Source organism: Paenimyroides marinum (assembly GCF_900108395.1).
Classification (GTDB): Bacteria; Bacteroidota; Bacteroidia; order Flavobacteriales; family Flavobacteriaceae; genus Flavobacterium; species Flavobacterium marinum.
In genome coordinates this window covers 37,148-51,057 of the sequence record NZ_FNXE01000009.1, presented here as the reverse complement: position 1 = coordinate 51,057, position 13,910 = coordinate 37,148, and the positions used below count along the sequence as shown (strand labels likewise).

Genomic DNA, 13,910 nt, shown 5'->3' with positions numbered 1-13,910 from the left:
TCAATGAGAATAAGGGTTTACAAGGAAGTTTACAAAACAAAAAATTAAAAAATGCTTGATCAGATTATTGAATCAAGCATTTTTTTATTTCTGTCAGAAGAGTTCTAATTGTTGAGGCATAGTGGGTAAATCGGTTTCTTTTTTGGCAAAAAAAACTTCCATCTGCCCAAATTGTTTATCGGTTATACATAGAATCCCAACTTTCCCTTCGGCAGGAAGATTTTTTTTGACTCGTTTTATATGCACCTCTGCATTTTCTTTACTTGGACAATGCCGTAGATAAATCGAAAACTGAAACATATTAAAACCATCATCTAACAAGGACTTACGAAACCGTGTAGCAACACTTCGTTGCTTTTTGGTCTCTGTTGGCAAATCAAAAAACACCAAAACCCACATAATTCTATACGCATTATAGCGACTAAAACTCATTACATCATCGGATAGTGAATCACTCTGCTTTCTCCTGTAAAACACTTACACAACGAACTTGTGGTAATGCTCAAAGCGGTCATTAACGGGCGTTGTAACCCGTTAATGTAAACGTCTTTTGTGGCCAACTGCAACAAATGTGCCTTTGCCGGTTTATCTAAAATATGTGTCGACTCCGGGTGGTTCATCCAATCAACCACCAATCCATCAACATACGGGCGGTACGGTTCCATAATATCATCTGCCAGACAATAGGCATTGTATTTGTTCCGATGAAAAATCCCAATGGTAGGATGCAATCCACTGCTTACCAACGCCCGTGCGACCATACTTCGCAAAACGGCATAGCCGAAATTAAGAAAATTATTGGGTGCATCGCCTTTTCGCTCCCGTGTAAAATCATCAAACAATTTACCCCAATAATATTGTGCCACAATGCCTTCCATATTGGTGCTGTCGCCCGATTTTACCTCATTCATATATTTAATCAGCGGAGTATAATCCAAATCCAACTTTCGTAACACTTCTTTTTGCTGGAAAATCTTGGCTTCAACGGTTTGTTTCCATAAGTTTTTCCGCAAAGGTTCCGAACAGTTGATCTGATGCTTTAATCGTTCGGAATGCTCAACGTGTCCGCTTATCGGTAACATTAACCCTAACGGCAAATGACTTTCATCGCAACTGATAATTGCTACATTTTGTTGTTGCAACGCCAAAATCACGGGGTGCGATAAGGTAATCTGTGGGTTGTCCAGCACCAAAAAGCCCATATCTTCCACAGGTACAGAACCTTTTACTTCTTTTGTAACAGGATCTTCTATTTTGAGTTGGTTGTCTTTCAACTTCAAGTAAGCCGGATTGCCGATGTAAATGGTACGTTTGAGCATAATATTTAAGTTAATTCGATTTCTAAACTTTCATATTCTTTAAAATTGGATCGTTTTCCTTGATGCACGTATTGGTAATTCTCTTCATCCGCAAACAACATTCGGAGCATTTCCGTGTGTTCGATAGGAAATGTTTGATAAGAACTCCATTTCCAATCTGAAATTTCATTGGTAAATCCGTGCTTCACAGGGTTTAGATGAATGTATAAAATTAAATTCCGAAGATAGTTTTCATCTAAAATCTCTTTTCGCTTGAAATTCTTTAAAAATAATGAACCTCTCCTTCCGTAAACTTTGTTGAACGACTGCGTATAACTACTAAAAAAATTAGCGAATTGCTTGCTTAGGAAGTTGGACCTGGCTTCTAAGGTTTCTAATTTTTTAAATTTCTCTAACTGCTTAAATTTTTCTAACTCTAACTTTTCTAACTCTAACTTTTCCAAAGTTCTAAACTTTGGAAAAGTTGAAGAAAGAAAAGCTGAAACTATTTCTTCTTCGCTTTTAATTTTCACCAACAGATGAAAGTGATTTGGCATCAGGCACCAAGCCACGGTTTCAGCTATTGGACTGATGTGCTGTATATACTTTTGGAGAAAATATTCATAGTTTTTCTGTTCACGAAACAGGTTTTCATCTCCGTTAGCGTGATTATAGATATGGTAATATTTTTCGAAAATCAGCATATTAATAATTTTACTTTTAACTTAACAGGCTTTTCCAAAATTTAAAACTTCGGAAAAGCTGAAGATTTTTAACGAAAAGCATCTATTAACCGTTGGTTAACTTCATCAATATCAAAACCATATACTTCGTTGTAGGCTTTGCCTTTCGGGATTCCATACCATTCAAGCATTTCTTTATCTTCCGCCGTTTTTCTTTTTTTAGCGATAGCTTCTAAAAGGTCATAAAAGCCCCAAATACCACCGATGTCTTCTATTGGTGCTGCGTTTTCTCCTTTAACACACTTTGGAAACAACACTTCTTCAGTAGGTTTCTTTAAAACACTTATTGAGTGAATCCAATCATCTCCAAAGTCATAAGTATAATTCATCTTTTTTATTTGACCGTTGAAAAACTCCGATAAATGTGTTTGTTCTGCATCATATTTTTTAAATCTCGACTCAGTGAAAGCTGCAAAACCATCATCGGCTTCCTCTGGACTAATAGAATCACTTGCATAGGGAGCACCAAGGTTAAATTCATATAAATGCTGATTTTCCCAGTTCATTACACATTGTATAACGATGTGTAACTGTTCAAAATTAAATTTTTCAGGTACAATTACTGTTCTGGTAATTTTGGGATCCGGTCCCTGTAAAACAATTTTTAGTTTGTGTGCCATATTGTTTATCTTTTTGTTATTTACTTTTTTATTCCTCTGTATAAATCTGTTGCATCATCTGCCCGAAGTTCGAAATCCATCATTGTGAATAATTTTTCTGAAGGCAAAATCAACTCCGTATATATCTCAATTGCAATGCCTTGTGAGTAGTCTTTGGTGTTTAACTTACTTATTTGTGCAAACAATGATGCGTTTTGATCCATCATATTTGCCAAAACCACATTTTCGTAAGCTGCTATATACCCCAACTTAAAGTCTTGAAAATAAACTTCAATAGCATACAAATCGTGGACATTTTCCCGATTTCTAATCAATATTAAAGCATCTCCTTCTTTTAATTGGTGCTGAACCTCCTTGAATTTATAATAGTACAAACCCCTCACATAATTATCGTAAATTTTGATACGCTGACTGCTGATAAACGAAGTTTTGGGCAATACCAAACCTCCTACACCAAGCCCTAACGATTTTAAAAACTCTGAACGATTCATTGGTTTATGCTTTTTTTATCTAATATTCTCCTATACCTACAATATCTCCCAAATGATTGATACGGACTTTTATTATCCCATTAATAGCATTTAGTCCTAATTGAGGTTTATATGCAATATCTTTTAATTCTTTTTTTTCTTCAACTGTGGTTTCTAAATGATGTCTAAAAAAATAATTTTTAGTCGCAATCTTCTGCACCCTAAACAAATTTGGGCTAATCATTTTCTTGTTTTTTGGGTCTAACAAGTCAACTTCACTCGGACTAAATCCCGTTACTTCATTCGGGAAAACAAACATTTCATTTTGTTTCATCGTAAAAAGAAACTGCCAACCTAAATGCTGATTACACGTTTTGTCGATTATAGGTAAACCTTGGTTCACTCGCTCCACCGCTTCAAAAAACGAAACAACTTTTTCTTGTAAGTTGTATTTTTGGTTTCCATACTCATCCAAAATGGGCTGATTTTTCCTATCAAAAGCCGGCTCGCTGTAAATTGCCACGTGATGATTATTTCCCGTACTTACAAAATCAATCGGAATTTTCTTTCCTTTTTCGTCTAAAATATCGTTTCCGAAATGGTCTTTTTTGTAATGTAATGGTTCTGCATTTTTCACTCCGCTTATTCGGACTCTTTTTACGGAAATTCCTTTTTCTTTATTCAGCCAAATCGGGTTTTTATCCAAATCAGAGAATGCTTTTTTAGCGTCCCCGCCAAATTCTTTTAAACGGGATTTTAAAATGCGTTTTACACCTTCGTCTAAAATTTTATCAATGCTTTTTTCATCTTTAAAGTTTTCTGGTGTTACATCTTTTCGGATAGAATAATCTTCCTCCAACCAAACCAACTTCACCGTTTCGGGTACTTTGATGTCGTTTTCCAGATCAATGTAGATTGCCGTCTTGTTCAAAGCATTTTTTCCTGCGAATGCTTTTTTCGGATCATTTCCGTTTTCTGACAAACGTTGAAGCAAAGCATTTTTATAAGCTGGATTGGCAACTTTTTCAATCGTTTCCAAATCAAATTTTGCACTCACTTTCTCCTCTTTTGATTGGTAAAAACGGTATTTACCATAAATCGTTTCCTTGTGTAATTGCCCACGCGGTGTAAGCTCTACTTTAATTTTCTCACCTTTCTTGTTTTTGGTTTTATTCTTATTTTTTGTAACGACCTTATTTTTAGCTTTGTGCGAAATCAAAACATTTTCCAAATGCTCTTTGGCTACCTGACGGAAGTTGGGAATAGGTTCTTTAAAAACTCGTTTTTTATTGCCTTTGTCATCAACTTTGCTTTCGGTTTCCAAATTTTCAATAGCAATTATATTACTGTGCAATTTATGGTTTTCATTTTTTCGGGCATTCAGATAATTCAGATACTGAATGTGATTATGTTTTGTAAAAGCAACGGTCAAAGCGTCCATAGCGTGATGACGATGGTCGTTTCGTTTTGTCCAATCTTTGATTACTTCCACTTTTTTACCGAATTTTCTTTCCTGAATTTCGGTTAAACCTAAACTTCTGTATTTCGGTAAATTCAACTCTTTCATTACATTAACCAAATCCCAATCTTCACGAAGTCTGTCCGTAATGCTTCCCGAAGTAGAAACTACTGATTTCGTGATTTTAAACAAAAGTTCCTTTGCTTTCTTAGCAATGTACTGGCTTTCTCGTAAATCTCTTTCTATGAATCCGTCTCCGATTTCGGATTCTTGTTTTAAGAGTTTTTGATATTTTGCTTTTGATATTCCTTCTTCTTTTTTCTTCTTTCCTGATTCGTATAGGCTTTCGACTCGGGTAATGAATTCATTTAGTTTTGCTTCTCCATATTTATTTTTGATATAATCAAAAGCGGTCTGATTTCCTTTTTCCAAATTGTCTTTTCTGAAAACAACCGTTTTGTTGGAAAAACTATCATCAAATAATTTAGATTGAGGAATAATATGTTCAATATCAACCTGTTTACTAAACAAAATTTCTCTCGGGATATATTCATTTGTATATAAATCTTTGTAACCGTTGCTTTTTAATTCTTCGTACAAACGATAACGAATGATGTCGTTTCGTGTAGGATTTTTCAGTCCGAATTCTGTTTGAAGAATTTTGTAAACTTTTTCGTTTCTCAATTTTCCTTCTCTAACCTGTGAGTCTAATTCTCTACGTTCTTCTGCATTTTTCTTTAATTCACGAGCTAATTCGATTCGTATTTCATCAAATTTGAAATATTCGATTATATTTCCGTTTTCGTCTTTTTTGCTGTTTTTTTCAATCAATGTATTCACTACATTAATCATCTGATTGAGGATTTTTTCAACTACAGGCTGACGTAAACTGTTCTTTTTCAGTAGTTCTAACGTATCATCTAATTTTCTATTCTCTAATTCTTCTTTGTTTAAAGAATGTTTGGAATGTCTGTAACCGACAATCTCACAAGCCGTACTGTAATTATTCTCTCGAATATGCGGATAAATCTTTCGCATAGCTTTGGTTGAAAGATTTCCGTAGTCATCAGAGAGCGTTATATTAGCCAAAATTTGAGAATGTTCCCGTTTAAAACCGAATTTCTTTTCTAACAGTTCATACAGTTTTTCGTTTCCGCTTTGGGACTCATCTCCTTCATACGAATACAACAAGTGCCATAACTGATAAGATGGCTGTTTTTCAAATTTTTTTCCTTCTAATTCTGCATTAAAGTCAAGGATTTCGGTATTGATTTCGAGGGTTTCAAAAATATCCCGAACCATATTTTTGATTTCGATTGCAGAAACTTTTAAATCATCTAATTCAACCTCATCTTTATTTGATTTTACTTTTAGAATTTCTTTTACGTTATATCCTTCAATATCAATAATTTTCAAGTAAGCCTCATATAAAACTTTGTTTGTCCGATTTCCTTCCAGATTTTCAAAAAACTTAAAATTATAGCCTTGAGTTTTTTTAAGTAATAATTCAAGAGCTTTTTTTGAGGATAAATTTCCTTTTAAATTTAATTCTTCAAAAAGCAACTCTTTTTCTTCTTCTTCGAGTTCCCTTTTTGTGTTTTCATTTTTGTTTTGAAGTTCAAGATTATGCAAAAATTGCCAAATCTTAAATTCCTGAAACAAAGGAGAAGATTTCGGAGCAACTCTGAATCCGATAGTTTTCTTTTTTCCGTTTATTTCAACTTCTTTACTTTCAAGCTCACAAAAACTGATTAAACCTTTTTGGGATTTTAGTTTTCGTTGGTAGAAAATAATAATATCTCTTATTTCTTCTTTGAGTTCGTTAGTCAGCTCCGAATGAAATTGAGCCTGAGTATTCCAAATCGTTTCAAATTCATCCAAATAATCCTGTCGGTAAAAAACCTGATTTTTTAATCGTGTATGTCGGTTGTTTTTTAGCTGTTCGTACAAATACTGACCAACCGTTTGTTTATTGAAATACAATTCCTTACTTCTGTCAGAAATAGCTCCCAAATAACCACTTGAGTTGTTTAAATTGTTGTTGATTTCGGTAATTACGTAAGCTACTTCTTCTTTTTCTAATTTTTGAGAAACAGCCTCACTTCTCCATTTATAGGCTTGGATTTTCTTTTCATCTCTGTTCCCTTTGTTTTCAGCTGTATTGAAACCATATTTTGTATAAAAAATAGCTGATGTAGCACGTTGTCCTTTTCCTTGCAATTCTTTATAAAACTCGTCTGTAAGAATTTCAGGATAAAATTGCTTTTGAAAATCCCAAACCTTGTCAAATTCAGCCTGTAAATCGGAACGATAAAAATCAGGAATGGACTTTTTCCCCTCTTTCAATAATTCATAAGCTAACTGTCCCGGCGTTAGGTTTTCTTCATATAATCTTTTAGCAATAGCCATTCCGTCAATAGCTTGTCCTTCCTCTTCGTTTTTTGCTTTTCGACTACTTTTATATCCTCTTTTTTTGTTGATTGCCAATAGAACTCTTGCAAATTCTTCTTTTTCAATTCGTTCTGTAACGGCTTTTGAACGTAAACACCAAGTGGAATGAGTTGTATTTTTTCCGTTTTCGGTCAATTTGTTTTCTGAATTTATCAATCCTGAATTCGTCAAAACTTCAATCAGATTTTTTCTTCTGTCCTGGTAACGGTCAAGGTTTCTTCTTGCCCCTCTTTTTAATGTTCTGTCAGCATTAATGGAAAAAGGTCTTCCTTTTTCAAAATTTGTCTGTTCATCAACAGTTAACGAATTTATCCGAACTCCAATTTGTTTTATTTCTGATTCATTAGAGTTATCACTTTCTGTAACGTGAGCAAAGCCTATGGAGGTTACACCTAAATCTAATCCGAGAATATTATTAGTTTTCATAAGGGTAAGTATTAGCGTTTAATACTCAAGCAAATATAACAAAATTAAAATTTAAAAAAACTCACTATAATCTATATTTATTCTATATTTTTGTAAACAACTATAATCTTTGTCATTTTGAGATTATAGTATTGTGAATTGCTTTATTAGATCGCTCTATTACTGAGCGGTCTTTTTTTCTCAATAAAGTACTATCCGTTCCCAAATCTAATCCAAGTATTTTTTTCATATTATTATATTTTTATAAGAACCACTAATATAAAAAAATATTAACACTTATATTTTTATATATTAAAAAATATTCTTATTATTGCATCATAAATCTGAAAGCAATTCACAATAAGGATTATTCCGTTGTGAAAACATTTACTACGGGGCATTTGAAAGTTTGCCTCGTTTTTATTTATAGATCTCACTGTATCAATGAATAAAATTGTAAGCGAAATCATTTAAGGTGAGTAAGTTGCTTTTGTATTTTAGAAGTAAAAAATTAGAGGTTTCCTTATACTAAGAAAACCTCCTTTGAATTTAAGCGAAAAAATTATTTTTTTCTATCACGTATTCAAATTCATTGATGTGTTTTAACCTGATTTCAGCAGAAAAAGCCTGTATGTGCTTTTGGTGGTGAACATCGCTACCCACAAAATCGTACATTTTTTCTTTTAAAAGATAATCAGCAATTTCTGTAACGCTGCTGCCGTAATACCCTACACTGCTCAATAAATTCATTTGAAACAAACAGCCTGCCTTTTTTAATCTTTTAAAGCTTTCATAATCATTTTTATAAAAGTTGTAACGCTCAGGATGAGCTAAAACCGGTTTATATCCTTGTGAATTCAACTCTAAAATAATTTCATACAGATTAATCGGCGGATTTAAATAAGACATTTCTACCAATACAAAATGATCTTTAAGTGTTAAGAGTTTCTCTGTTTCAAGACGTTTTAAAAATGAATCGTCCATTAAATACTCTGATGCTACCCGCAGGTTTTTATCCGTGAAACCCAATTCGTTTTTTACTTTTTCATATTGATTTAAAATACCTTCTTTGGTGTTATCCCAAACCAACGGCGTGGTATGTGGTGTAGCTATAAATTTACTAAAACCAAACGATTTTAAATCACTAATTAAATCTTGGGTTTCTTTTAGCGACTTTGCACCGTCATCTAACCCATATAAAATATGAGAATGGATATCTACCAAACCATCTGGAATTATATCTTCAAGTATTTTTTTCTTTTTAAAAAAACCAAACATTTTATTATTTTCTAAGTTTTTACTTCAACGCTGCTTTATTCAAAAACAATGCCAATACATATAAAATATGCAGAACGATCAATGGTACAGCAACCATCATTAACTCTATCCCCATAAAAATCAAACCAATGGCTGTTAATACAGCGGCGGCAATTAACACTTTTTTATTTTTCAGCAATAATGCCACTAAAAACAATGGATTGTAAAACAATGTCAGTACGTTGAGATGTAATTCGGCATGATTGGTATAAAGACTTACTGCTAACAAGAACAAACCAAAGATTGCTGTGAATCCAAAATACAACAACCGGGCTTTATCATTTAAAATTCCTAATGCAAAAATAATCACTATAATCCATAAGGTATAAATGGAATTAAAACTGAATTTTTCTTCTTTTTCGTTAACCGTATTTAGTTTTTTTTCTGATTTTAAAATCGATTTATTAAATGCAATTCCATCTTTAAATTTTAAAGGTAGAAATATTAAATCAGCTTTTTTGTTGGTTGGATAGCTAAACAATAAATTGATGCCCAATTTTTCAAAATAATGATTTTCTAATCCATCGTTCAAAATATACCTATACGAATGATTGTTTGACGGAAAATCAACTGTCAATGGTTTATCGATCACCTTATTTATAACATCGACAACCTTTGTGGTACAATTGTTTCTGATAAATCCATACGTATAAAAGCGTTCATTACTTTTTAACTGACGGTTGATTTCATTCCATACTTTTAATTTTTGATCATACGATAAATTCAATTGTTGTTCAAAAACTTCCCGGTTATCATTGGTGTAAGCATATAAAAAATCATCAAAACGATCAACATCTAAATAATAAAGCAGATCGCCTTTTATGAATTTAGGTAAAAAACTGGGCGTTTTAAAATTAAACATTCCCCAATTGTACACCACATCTAAATTTTGATCGTTGTCTTTAACCCGCAAAGCCGTGTGACCAAAAAGAGTGTACATTTCATTAGCAGTTCCACACGTTAAAACACTTATCTCGGCATTTTCTGTCAGTATTTGTGGCTGTGCAAAAGAAGATAAAAAAGAAAAACAACAAACCATTAACATGATTTGCTGTTTCATTTTTAGGATACTATTATTCATTTGATTTTGTAAAAATTCCTAAATCAAGTTTTAATGAAAAAATGTTTGAGTAAAGAGCGGCACTGTTGTCTCCAATATCGGTTAAGGCGTAATCTACCTGAATACCTTTGTACTTGAATCCTAAACCAACATTTGGCTGAAAAGTGGTCTTTTTAGTATCGTCAATTTGCAATTCGTTTTGAAAGTTCCCAACTCCGGCACGTACGAACACCATTTTGTTGTATCCAAACTCAAAACCTGCCGATGGTTGAATGCTGAACGCTGATGTTGAAATAACAGCATTGGTTTCGTAAAATTCGGTATGTAAAACGGCTGCTGCTGTCAGATTAAATTTCTCGGTCAATGCAAAATCACGTGCTACACCTAATTGCAATTTTGGCAACGTAAGCTCGGTGGTTTCAGGCACTGTTTGATTTTGTCCTTCTACGGCATCTTTTATTTTTTCGTATTCGGCTTCGTTAATATTCCAAACGTTATAGGTTGTGGTTATATCGCGTGCCATTAATCCAAACTTCCAATTTTCGGTATGATATTGTAAACCAACATCTAATCCAAATCCCCACGATTTTGCAAAATCGCCAATTACCCTGCGGACAATTTTAGCATTGGCTCCTAACGACAATCCTTCGACAGATAATTTACGTGCATAGGAAATATTAAAAGCATAATCGGCAGTAGAAAATAACGAAATTCTATTGTAATCGATATTTCCGTTTTGATCAATCAATTCGGTGGTATTCATAATATCATCTACCCCAAAACGAATGGCTGAAATTGCCAATGCACTTTTTTCATCAATCGGCATTGCAAAAGCTGCATAATCATATTGTGCGATATTGGCAAAATAACTTGCGTGCATTAAACTGATTTGCTTATCCTGCAAATGAACCAATCCCGCCGGATTCCAATAACCCGAATTCACATCGCCTGTTTGTGCAATAACACTGTTTGCCATACCAAACGCAGCGGCATCTACCCCAATGTTTAAAAATTCATTGGAATATTTTCTTGCTGTTTGTGCCTGCATTAAAGCAGTACATAATAACAGCGACAATATATATAAACGTTTTTTCACGTAATTATTTTTTACAAAGATTATAAAATTTTATAATATATGAACTCTAAATACTTACAACTTATTGTTTACTTTTGTTTTTACAATAAAAATATAAAATTGATGACAATAAAAAAACACCTTCCTAATGCAATTACTCTTTTAAATTTATTATCGGGATTAATTGCATTGGTTTACGCTTTTGACGATAACCTGCAAATGGCTTTTTTGTGGGTTTGTATGGGAATTTTCTTAGATTTTTGGGACGGATTTGCAGCTCGCGTTTTAAAAGTATCCAGTCCGTTGGGTGTTCAGTTAGATTCTTTGGCAGATATGGTAACATCGGGTGTGGTTCCTGGTGTGGCTATGTATCAAATGCTGGCACATATTCAGGAAAACTACGATCAATATGCTGTTACCGATGAAACTTTTTATATGAAACTGGTTCCGTTTATTGGTTTTATCATTACCTTGGGATCTTGTATGCGCTTGGCAAGATTTAATATAGACACCCGTCAAACGGATAGTTTTATTGGTTTGCCCACACCTGCCAATGCATTATTTATTTTAAGCATTCCAATGATAACCAACACTACGTCAAGTGATTTGATATTCACTATTTTCAGTAACCCCTATGTATTGGTATTTATAAGCCTTTTCAGTGCATTTATTATGAATGCTGAAATCCCGTTGTTTTCATTAAAAACAAAAAATAAAAATTTAAGTGATAACAAAATAACTCTACTATTTTTAGGTATTTGTGCATTGTTGCTCTTATTTTTTAGATTTGAAGCTATTCCGGTAATTATTGCTTTTTATATTGCACTTTCAGTGGTGTTGAATAAATCAAAAAAATCGGTTTCATAACCGATTTTTTGTTTTATCAAACTATAGCTTCTAAGTAATTTTCTTTTAACTTAGATAAATCATAATTTAAAACAATTTCACAGTTAATAAATTACGAACTTGAAACAACTTAAAACAAAGAAAATTCATTTCTTTTTCGATCTGAAATATTACAATTTAATCAACTTTTTAACCGCAACACCTTGGCTGGTATGCAAATGCAACAAATAGTTGCCACTTGCTAAATTTTCTATGTTTAGTTGTATGTTTGGTTCATTGTTAAATATATGAGTACTCAATTGTTTACCTGCTATATCGTAAACAATAACTTTTTTAACCATTAAATTTTCACTATTAGTTATGTTAACTATATTGGTTGCAGGATTAGGGTACATATTAAATTGTTGAGCTAATTGCTCGTTGTTACTTAAAGTTCCCTTTTTTAGTTTAAAAAATGTAGTAGCATAATCTAATCCTTTTATGTAAGTACTCATTCCTAAACCATAAATTTGATTATCTACAATAAGCGTTTTATTGAAATGATTTACAACATCAGGAGTTGTTGTGCCTAAATTTAATAACATAATACCATTATTACCAAAATCAATCACATCACTGCCATCATTATTAACCAACCGTAAGTAATAAAAGGTTTGCATATATGGAAAAGGCTTTGATGCCGTACCCGATATTAAAATGGTATTGTTATGGAAATTTATACCTGTAAAAGAATCGTTTGCCTGAAAAATTGTATTATAATATTTTATACCATTTGTTCCAAACTGTTTCACCATTGTTCCGTTCTTATTTATCTTTGCTAAAAAAGGTTGTGCCCCATAAAAACCACCTGTACCACCAGGTGACATTGCATCACCACAAATTACAATTGTCCCATTATTTTGCTGTATCGCAACATTTTTTAAAAGCGCATTATTTCCTGGTGTATTCACATCTAATGTTACCAAACCGTTTGTTCCAAAACTCGTATCTAAAACTCCTAATGAAGTAAATCGTGCAATAACCCCTTTAGTTGTTGTTGAACTGTCATATGACATACCAATAGTAATTATTTTATCATCGGTAGTATATGCTATATCGGATATTAAATCAAATCGGTATGCTGTAGGGTCAACTATTTTTGTACCATTTGTACCAAAAGTTGTATCAAAAGTACCATTTGTATTTAATCGGGCAAATTGATACATATTGTTATAACCATCATAATACTGTCCTAACAAAAGAAACTTATTGTTCGCTGTTTGAACTATTTTATAATACTCACCTGTTGAAAGATTTACCTCACCATTTGTTCCAAAACTACTATCAATTACACCTATACTTGAAAATCGTATTAATCTGGTACTATTGTCATGATAACAATGCACCATAATTTTACCATCGTTCAATTTAAACATATTTAGAAGCGGAGCTCTTTGGGAAGTACTTGGAGATGAATAAACCAAAAAACCATTTGTTCCAAACGATGTATCAATTTTTCCGTTAGCATGATATCTTGAAAGATAAAAATCAAAATTAGACCACATTCCAGCAAAAAAATCATATCTGAACGATAATATGAGAAACTTACCATCATCAAGATAAATAATCTCTTCTGGACGTGATTGTTTTCCTGTAAAAATTTCTGAAACACTTCCTTGATTTCCAAAATTGGTATCCAGGTATTGCGCTTGGCAAAACATTATAGAAGTAAAGCAAAAAACAAAAAAAGTAATTATTTTCTTCATAAAACAATATTTTTCAGTTACTTATACTGTAAATGTAATAAAAAAATTGATTACTGAATAAATAACATTAATATCCAAATTATCTTCTATTTTTTAGAACAGTAATTTTACATTTAACAGCCATTTATAAAAGGGATTACTTTTAGCAAGTTCTGCTATATTTTGAAACCAAAAAAAATCCTTTTTGTTAGGTATAAGCAAAAAGATTGTGATGAAAAGACCGCCCCGTTTAGTAAAAAGTAAGACATATTACAAAAAAAAACCGTCTCAAAGATTGAAACAGTTTTTGTGGTACCTCCAGGAATCGAACCAGGGACACACGGATTTTCAGTCCGTTGCTCTACCAACTGAGCTAAGGTACCGTTTTGCGAGATAAACAACCTCTCAAAAGCGATTGCAAATATAGAAGCTTTTTTTAAAC

At 32.7% G+C, this 13,910-nt stretch carries 11 protein-coding genes and 1 tRNA gene; 1 reads left to right on the top strand and 11 read right to left on the bottom strand.

What is annotated here, in order from left to right:
- Positions 1-93 precede the first annotated feature (93 nt).
- The 9 genes from cas2 to BLW20_RS04700 form a co-directional block, all read right to left on the bottom strand.
- Entirely contained in the window at positions 94-432 is a 339-nt protein-coding gene (cas2, locus tag BLW20_RS04740) for a CRISPR-associated endonuclease Cas2 (RefSeq protein ID WP_091096905.1), read from the bottom strand.
- Positions 432-1,319 (bottom strand): type II CRISPR-associated endonuclease Cas1, encoded by an 888-nt coding sequence (cas1, locus tag BLW20_RS04735; RefSeq protein WP_091096903.1) that lies wholly within the window; start codon positions 1,317-1,319, stop codon positions 432-434. Before cas1 ends, cas2 begins: the two co-directional genes overlap by 1 nt.
- A gap of 5 nt (positions 1,320-1,324) precedes the next feature.
- On the bottom strand, positions 1,325-2,002 hold the full coding sequence (locus BLW20_RS04730; RefSeq protein ID WP_091096901.1) for a transposase: 678 nt from the start codon (positions 2,000-2,002) through the stop codon (positions 1,325-1,327).
- A gap of 68 nt (positions 2,003-2,070) precedes the next feature.
- Positions 2,071-2,661 (bottom strand): plasmid pRiA4b ORF-3 family protein, encoded by a 591-nt coding sequence (locus BLW20_RS04725; protein WP_091096899.1) that lies wholly within the window; start codon positions 2,659-2,661, stop codon positions 2,071-2,073.
- A gap of 20 nt (positions 2,662-2,681) precedes the next feature.
- Positions 2,682-3,152 (bottom strand): HIRAN domain-containing protein, encoded by a 471-nt coding sequence (locus BLW20_RS04720; protein WP_091096897.1) that lies wholly within the window; start codon positions 3,150-3,152, stop codon positions 2,682-2,684.
- A gap of 19 nt (positions 3,153-3,171) precedes the next feature.
- On the bottom strand, positions 3,172-7,467 hold the full coding sequence (cas9, locus tag BLW20_RS04715) for a type II CRISPR RNA-guided endonuclease Cas9 (RefSeq protein WP_091096895.1): 4,296 nt from the start codon (positions 7,465-7,467) through the stop codon (positions 3,172-3,174).
- Between the two features lie 528 nt (positions 7,468-7,995).
- Positions 7,996-8,724, bottom strand: a complete 729-nt coding sequence (locus BLW20_RS04710) for a tyrosine-protein phosphatase (RefSeq protein ID WP_091096893.1) — start codon at positions 8,722-8,724, stop codon at positions 7,996-7,998.
- A gap of 19 nt (positions 8,725-8,743) precedes the next feature.
- Positions 8,744-9,823, bottom strand: coding sequence for a lipoprotein N-acyltransferase Lnb domain-containing protein (locus BLW20_RS04705; RefSeq protein ID WP_177165030.1), 1,080 nt, complete (start codon positions 9,821-9,823; stop codon positions 8,744-8,746).
- Positions 9,824-9,836: 13 nt separating this feature from the next.
- Positions 9,837-10,871 (bottom strand): putative type IX sorting system protein PorV2, encoded by a 1,035-nt coding sequence (locus tag BLW20_RS04700; protein ID WP_091096889.1) that lies wholly within the window; start codon positions 10,869-10,871, stop codon positions 9,837-9,839.
- A gap of 156 nt (positions 10,872-11,027) precedes the next feature.
- On the opposite strand from BLW20_RS04700, the gene BLW20_RS04695 reads away from it, so the two are divergent.
- Complete coding sequence (locus BLW20_RS04695; RefSeq protein WP_091096965.1) at positions 11,028-11,765, top strand: CDP-alcohol phosphatidyltransferase family protein; 738 nt, start codon at positions 11,028-11,030, stop codon at positions 11,763-11,765.
- Between the two features lie 149 nt (positions 11,766-11,914).
- Here the strand turns inward: BLW20_RS04695 and BLW20_RS04690 are convergent, their stop codons facing one another.
- Together BLW20_RS04690 and BLW20_RS04685 are read right to left on the bottom strand one after the other, a co-directional pair.
- Positions 11,915-13,489 carry a T9SS type A sorting domain-containing protein gene (locus BLW20_RS04690; RefSeq protein WP_091096888.1) on the bottom strand — a complete coding sequence of 525 codons (1,575 nt, stop codon included), beginning with the start codon at positions 13,487-13,489 and terminating at the stop codon, positions 11,915-11,917.
- Positions 13,490-13,778: 289 nt separating this feature from the next.
- A tRNA-Phe gene (locus BLW20_RS04685) sits at positions 13,779-13,851 on the bottom strand.
- Positions 13,852-13,910 lie beyond the last annotated feature (59 nt).

Excerpts from the sequence above, each read along its gene's own strand:
- cas2 (WP_091096905.1), bottom strand. The coding sequence starts at position 432 with ATGAGTTTTAGTCGCTATAATGCGTATAGAATTATGTGGGTTTTGGTG.
- cas1 (WP_091096903.1), bottom strand. The coding sequence starts at position 1,319 with ATGCTCAAACGTACCATTTACATCGGCAATCCGGCTTACTTGAAGTTG.
- BLW20_RS04730 (WP_091096901.1), bottom strand. The coding sequence starts at position 2,002 with ATGCTGATTTTCGAAAAATATTACCATATCTATAATCACGCTAACGGA.
- BLW20_RS04725 (WP_091096899.1), bottom strand. The coding sequence starts at position 2,661 with ATGGCACACAAACTAAAAATTGTTTTACAGGGACCGGATCCCAAAATT.
- BLW20_RS04720 (WP_091096897.1), bottom strand. The coding sequence starts at position 3,152 with ATGAATCGTTCAGAGTTTTTAAAATCGTTAGGGCTTGGTGTAGGAGGT.
- cas9 (WP_091096895.1), bottom strand. The coding sequence starts at position 7,467 with ATGAAAACTAATAATATTCTCGGATTAGATTTAGGTGTAACCTCCATA.
- BLW20_RS04710 (WP_091096893.1), bottom strand. The coding sequence starts at position 8,724 with ATGTTTGGTTTTTTTAAAAAGAAAAAAATACTTGAAGATATAATTCCA.
- BLW20_RS04705 (WP_177165030.1), bottom strand. The coding sequence starts at position 9,823 with ATGAAACAGCAAATCATGTTAATGGTTTGTTGTTTTTCTTTTTTATCT.
- BLW20_RS04700 (WP_091096889.1), bottom strand. The coding sequence starts at position 10,871 with ATGCAGGCACAAACAGCAAGAAAATATTCCAATGAATTTTTAAACATT.
- BLW20_RS04690 (WP_091096888.1), bottom strand. The coding sequence starts at position 13,489 with ATGAAGAAAATAATTACTTTTTTTGTTTTTTGCTTTACTTCTATAATG.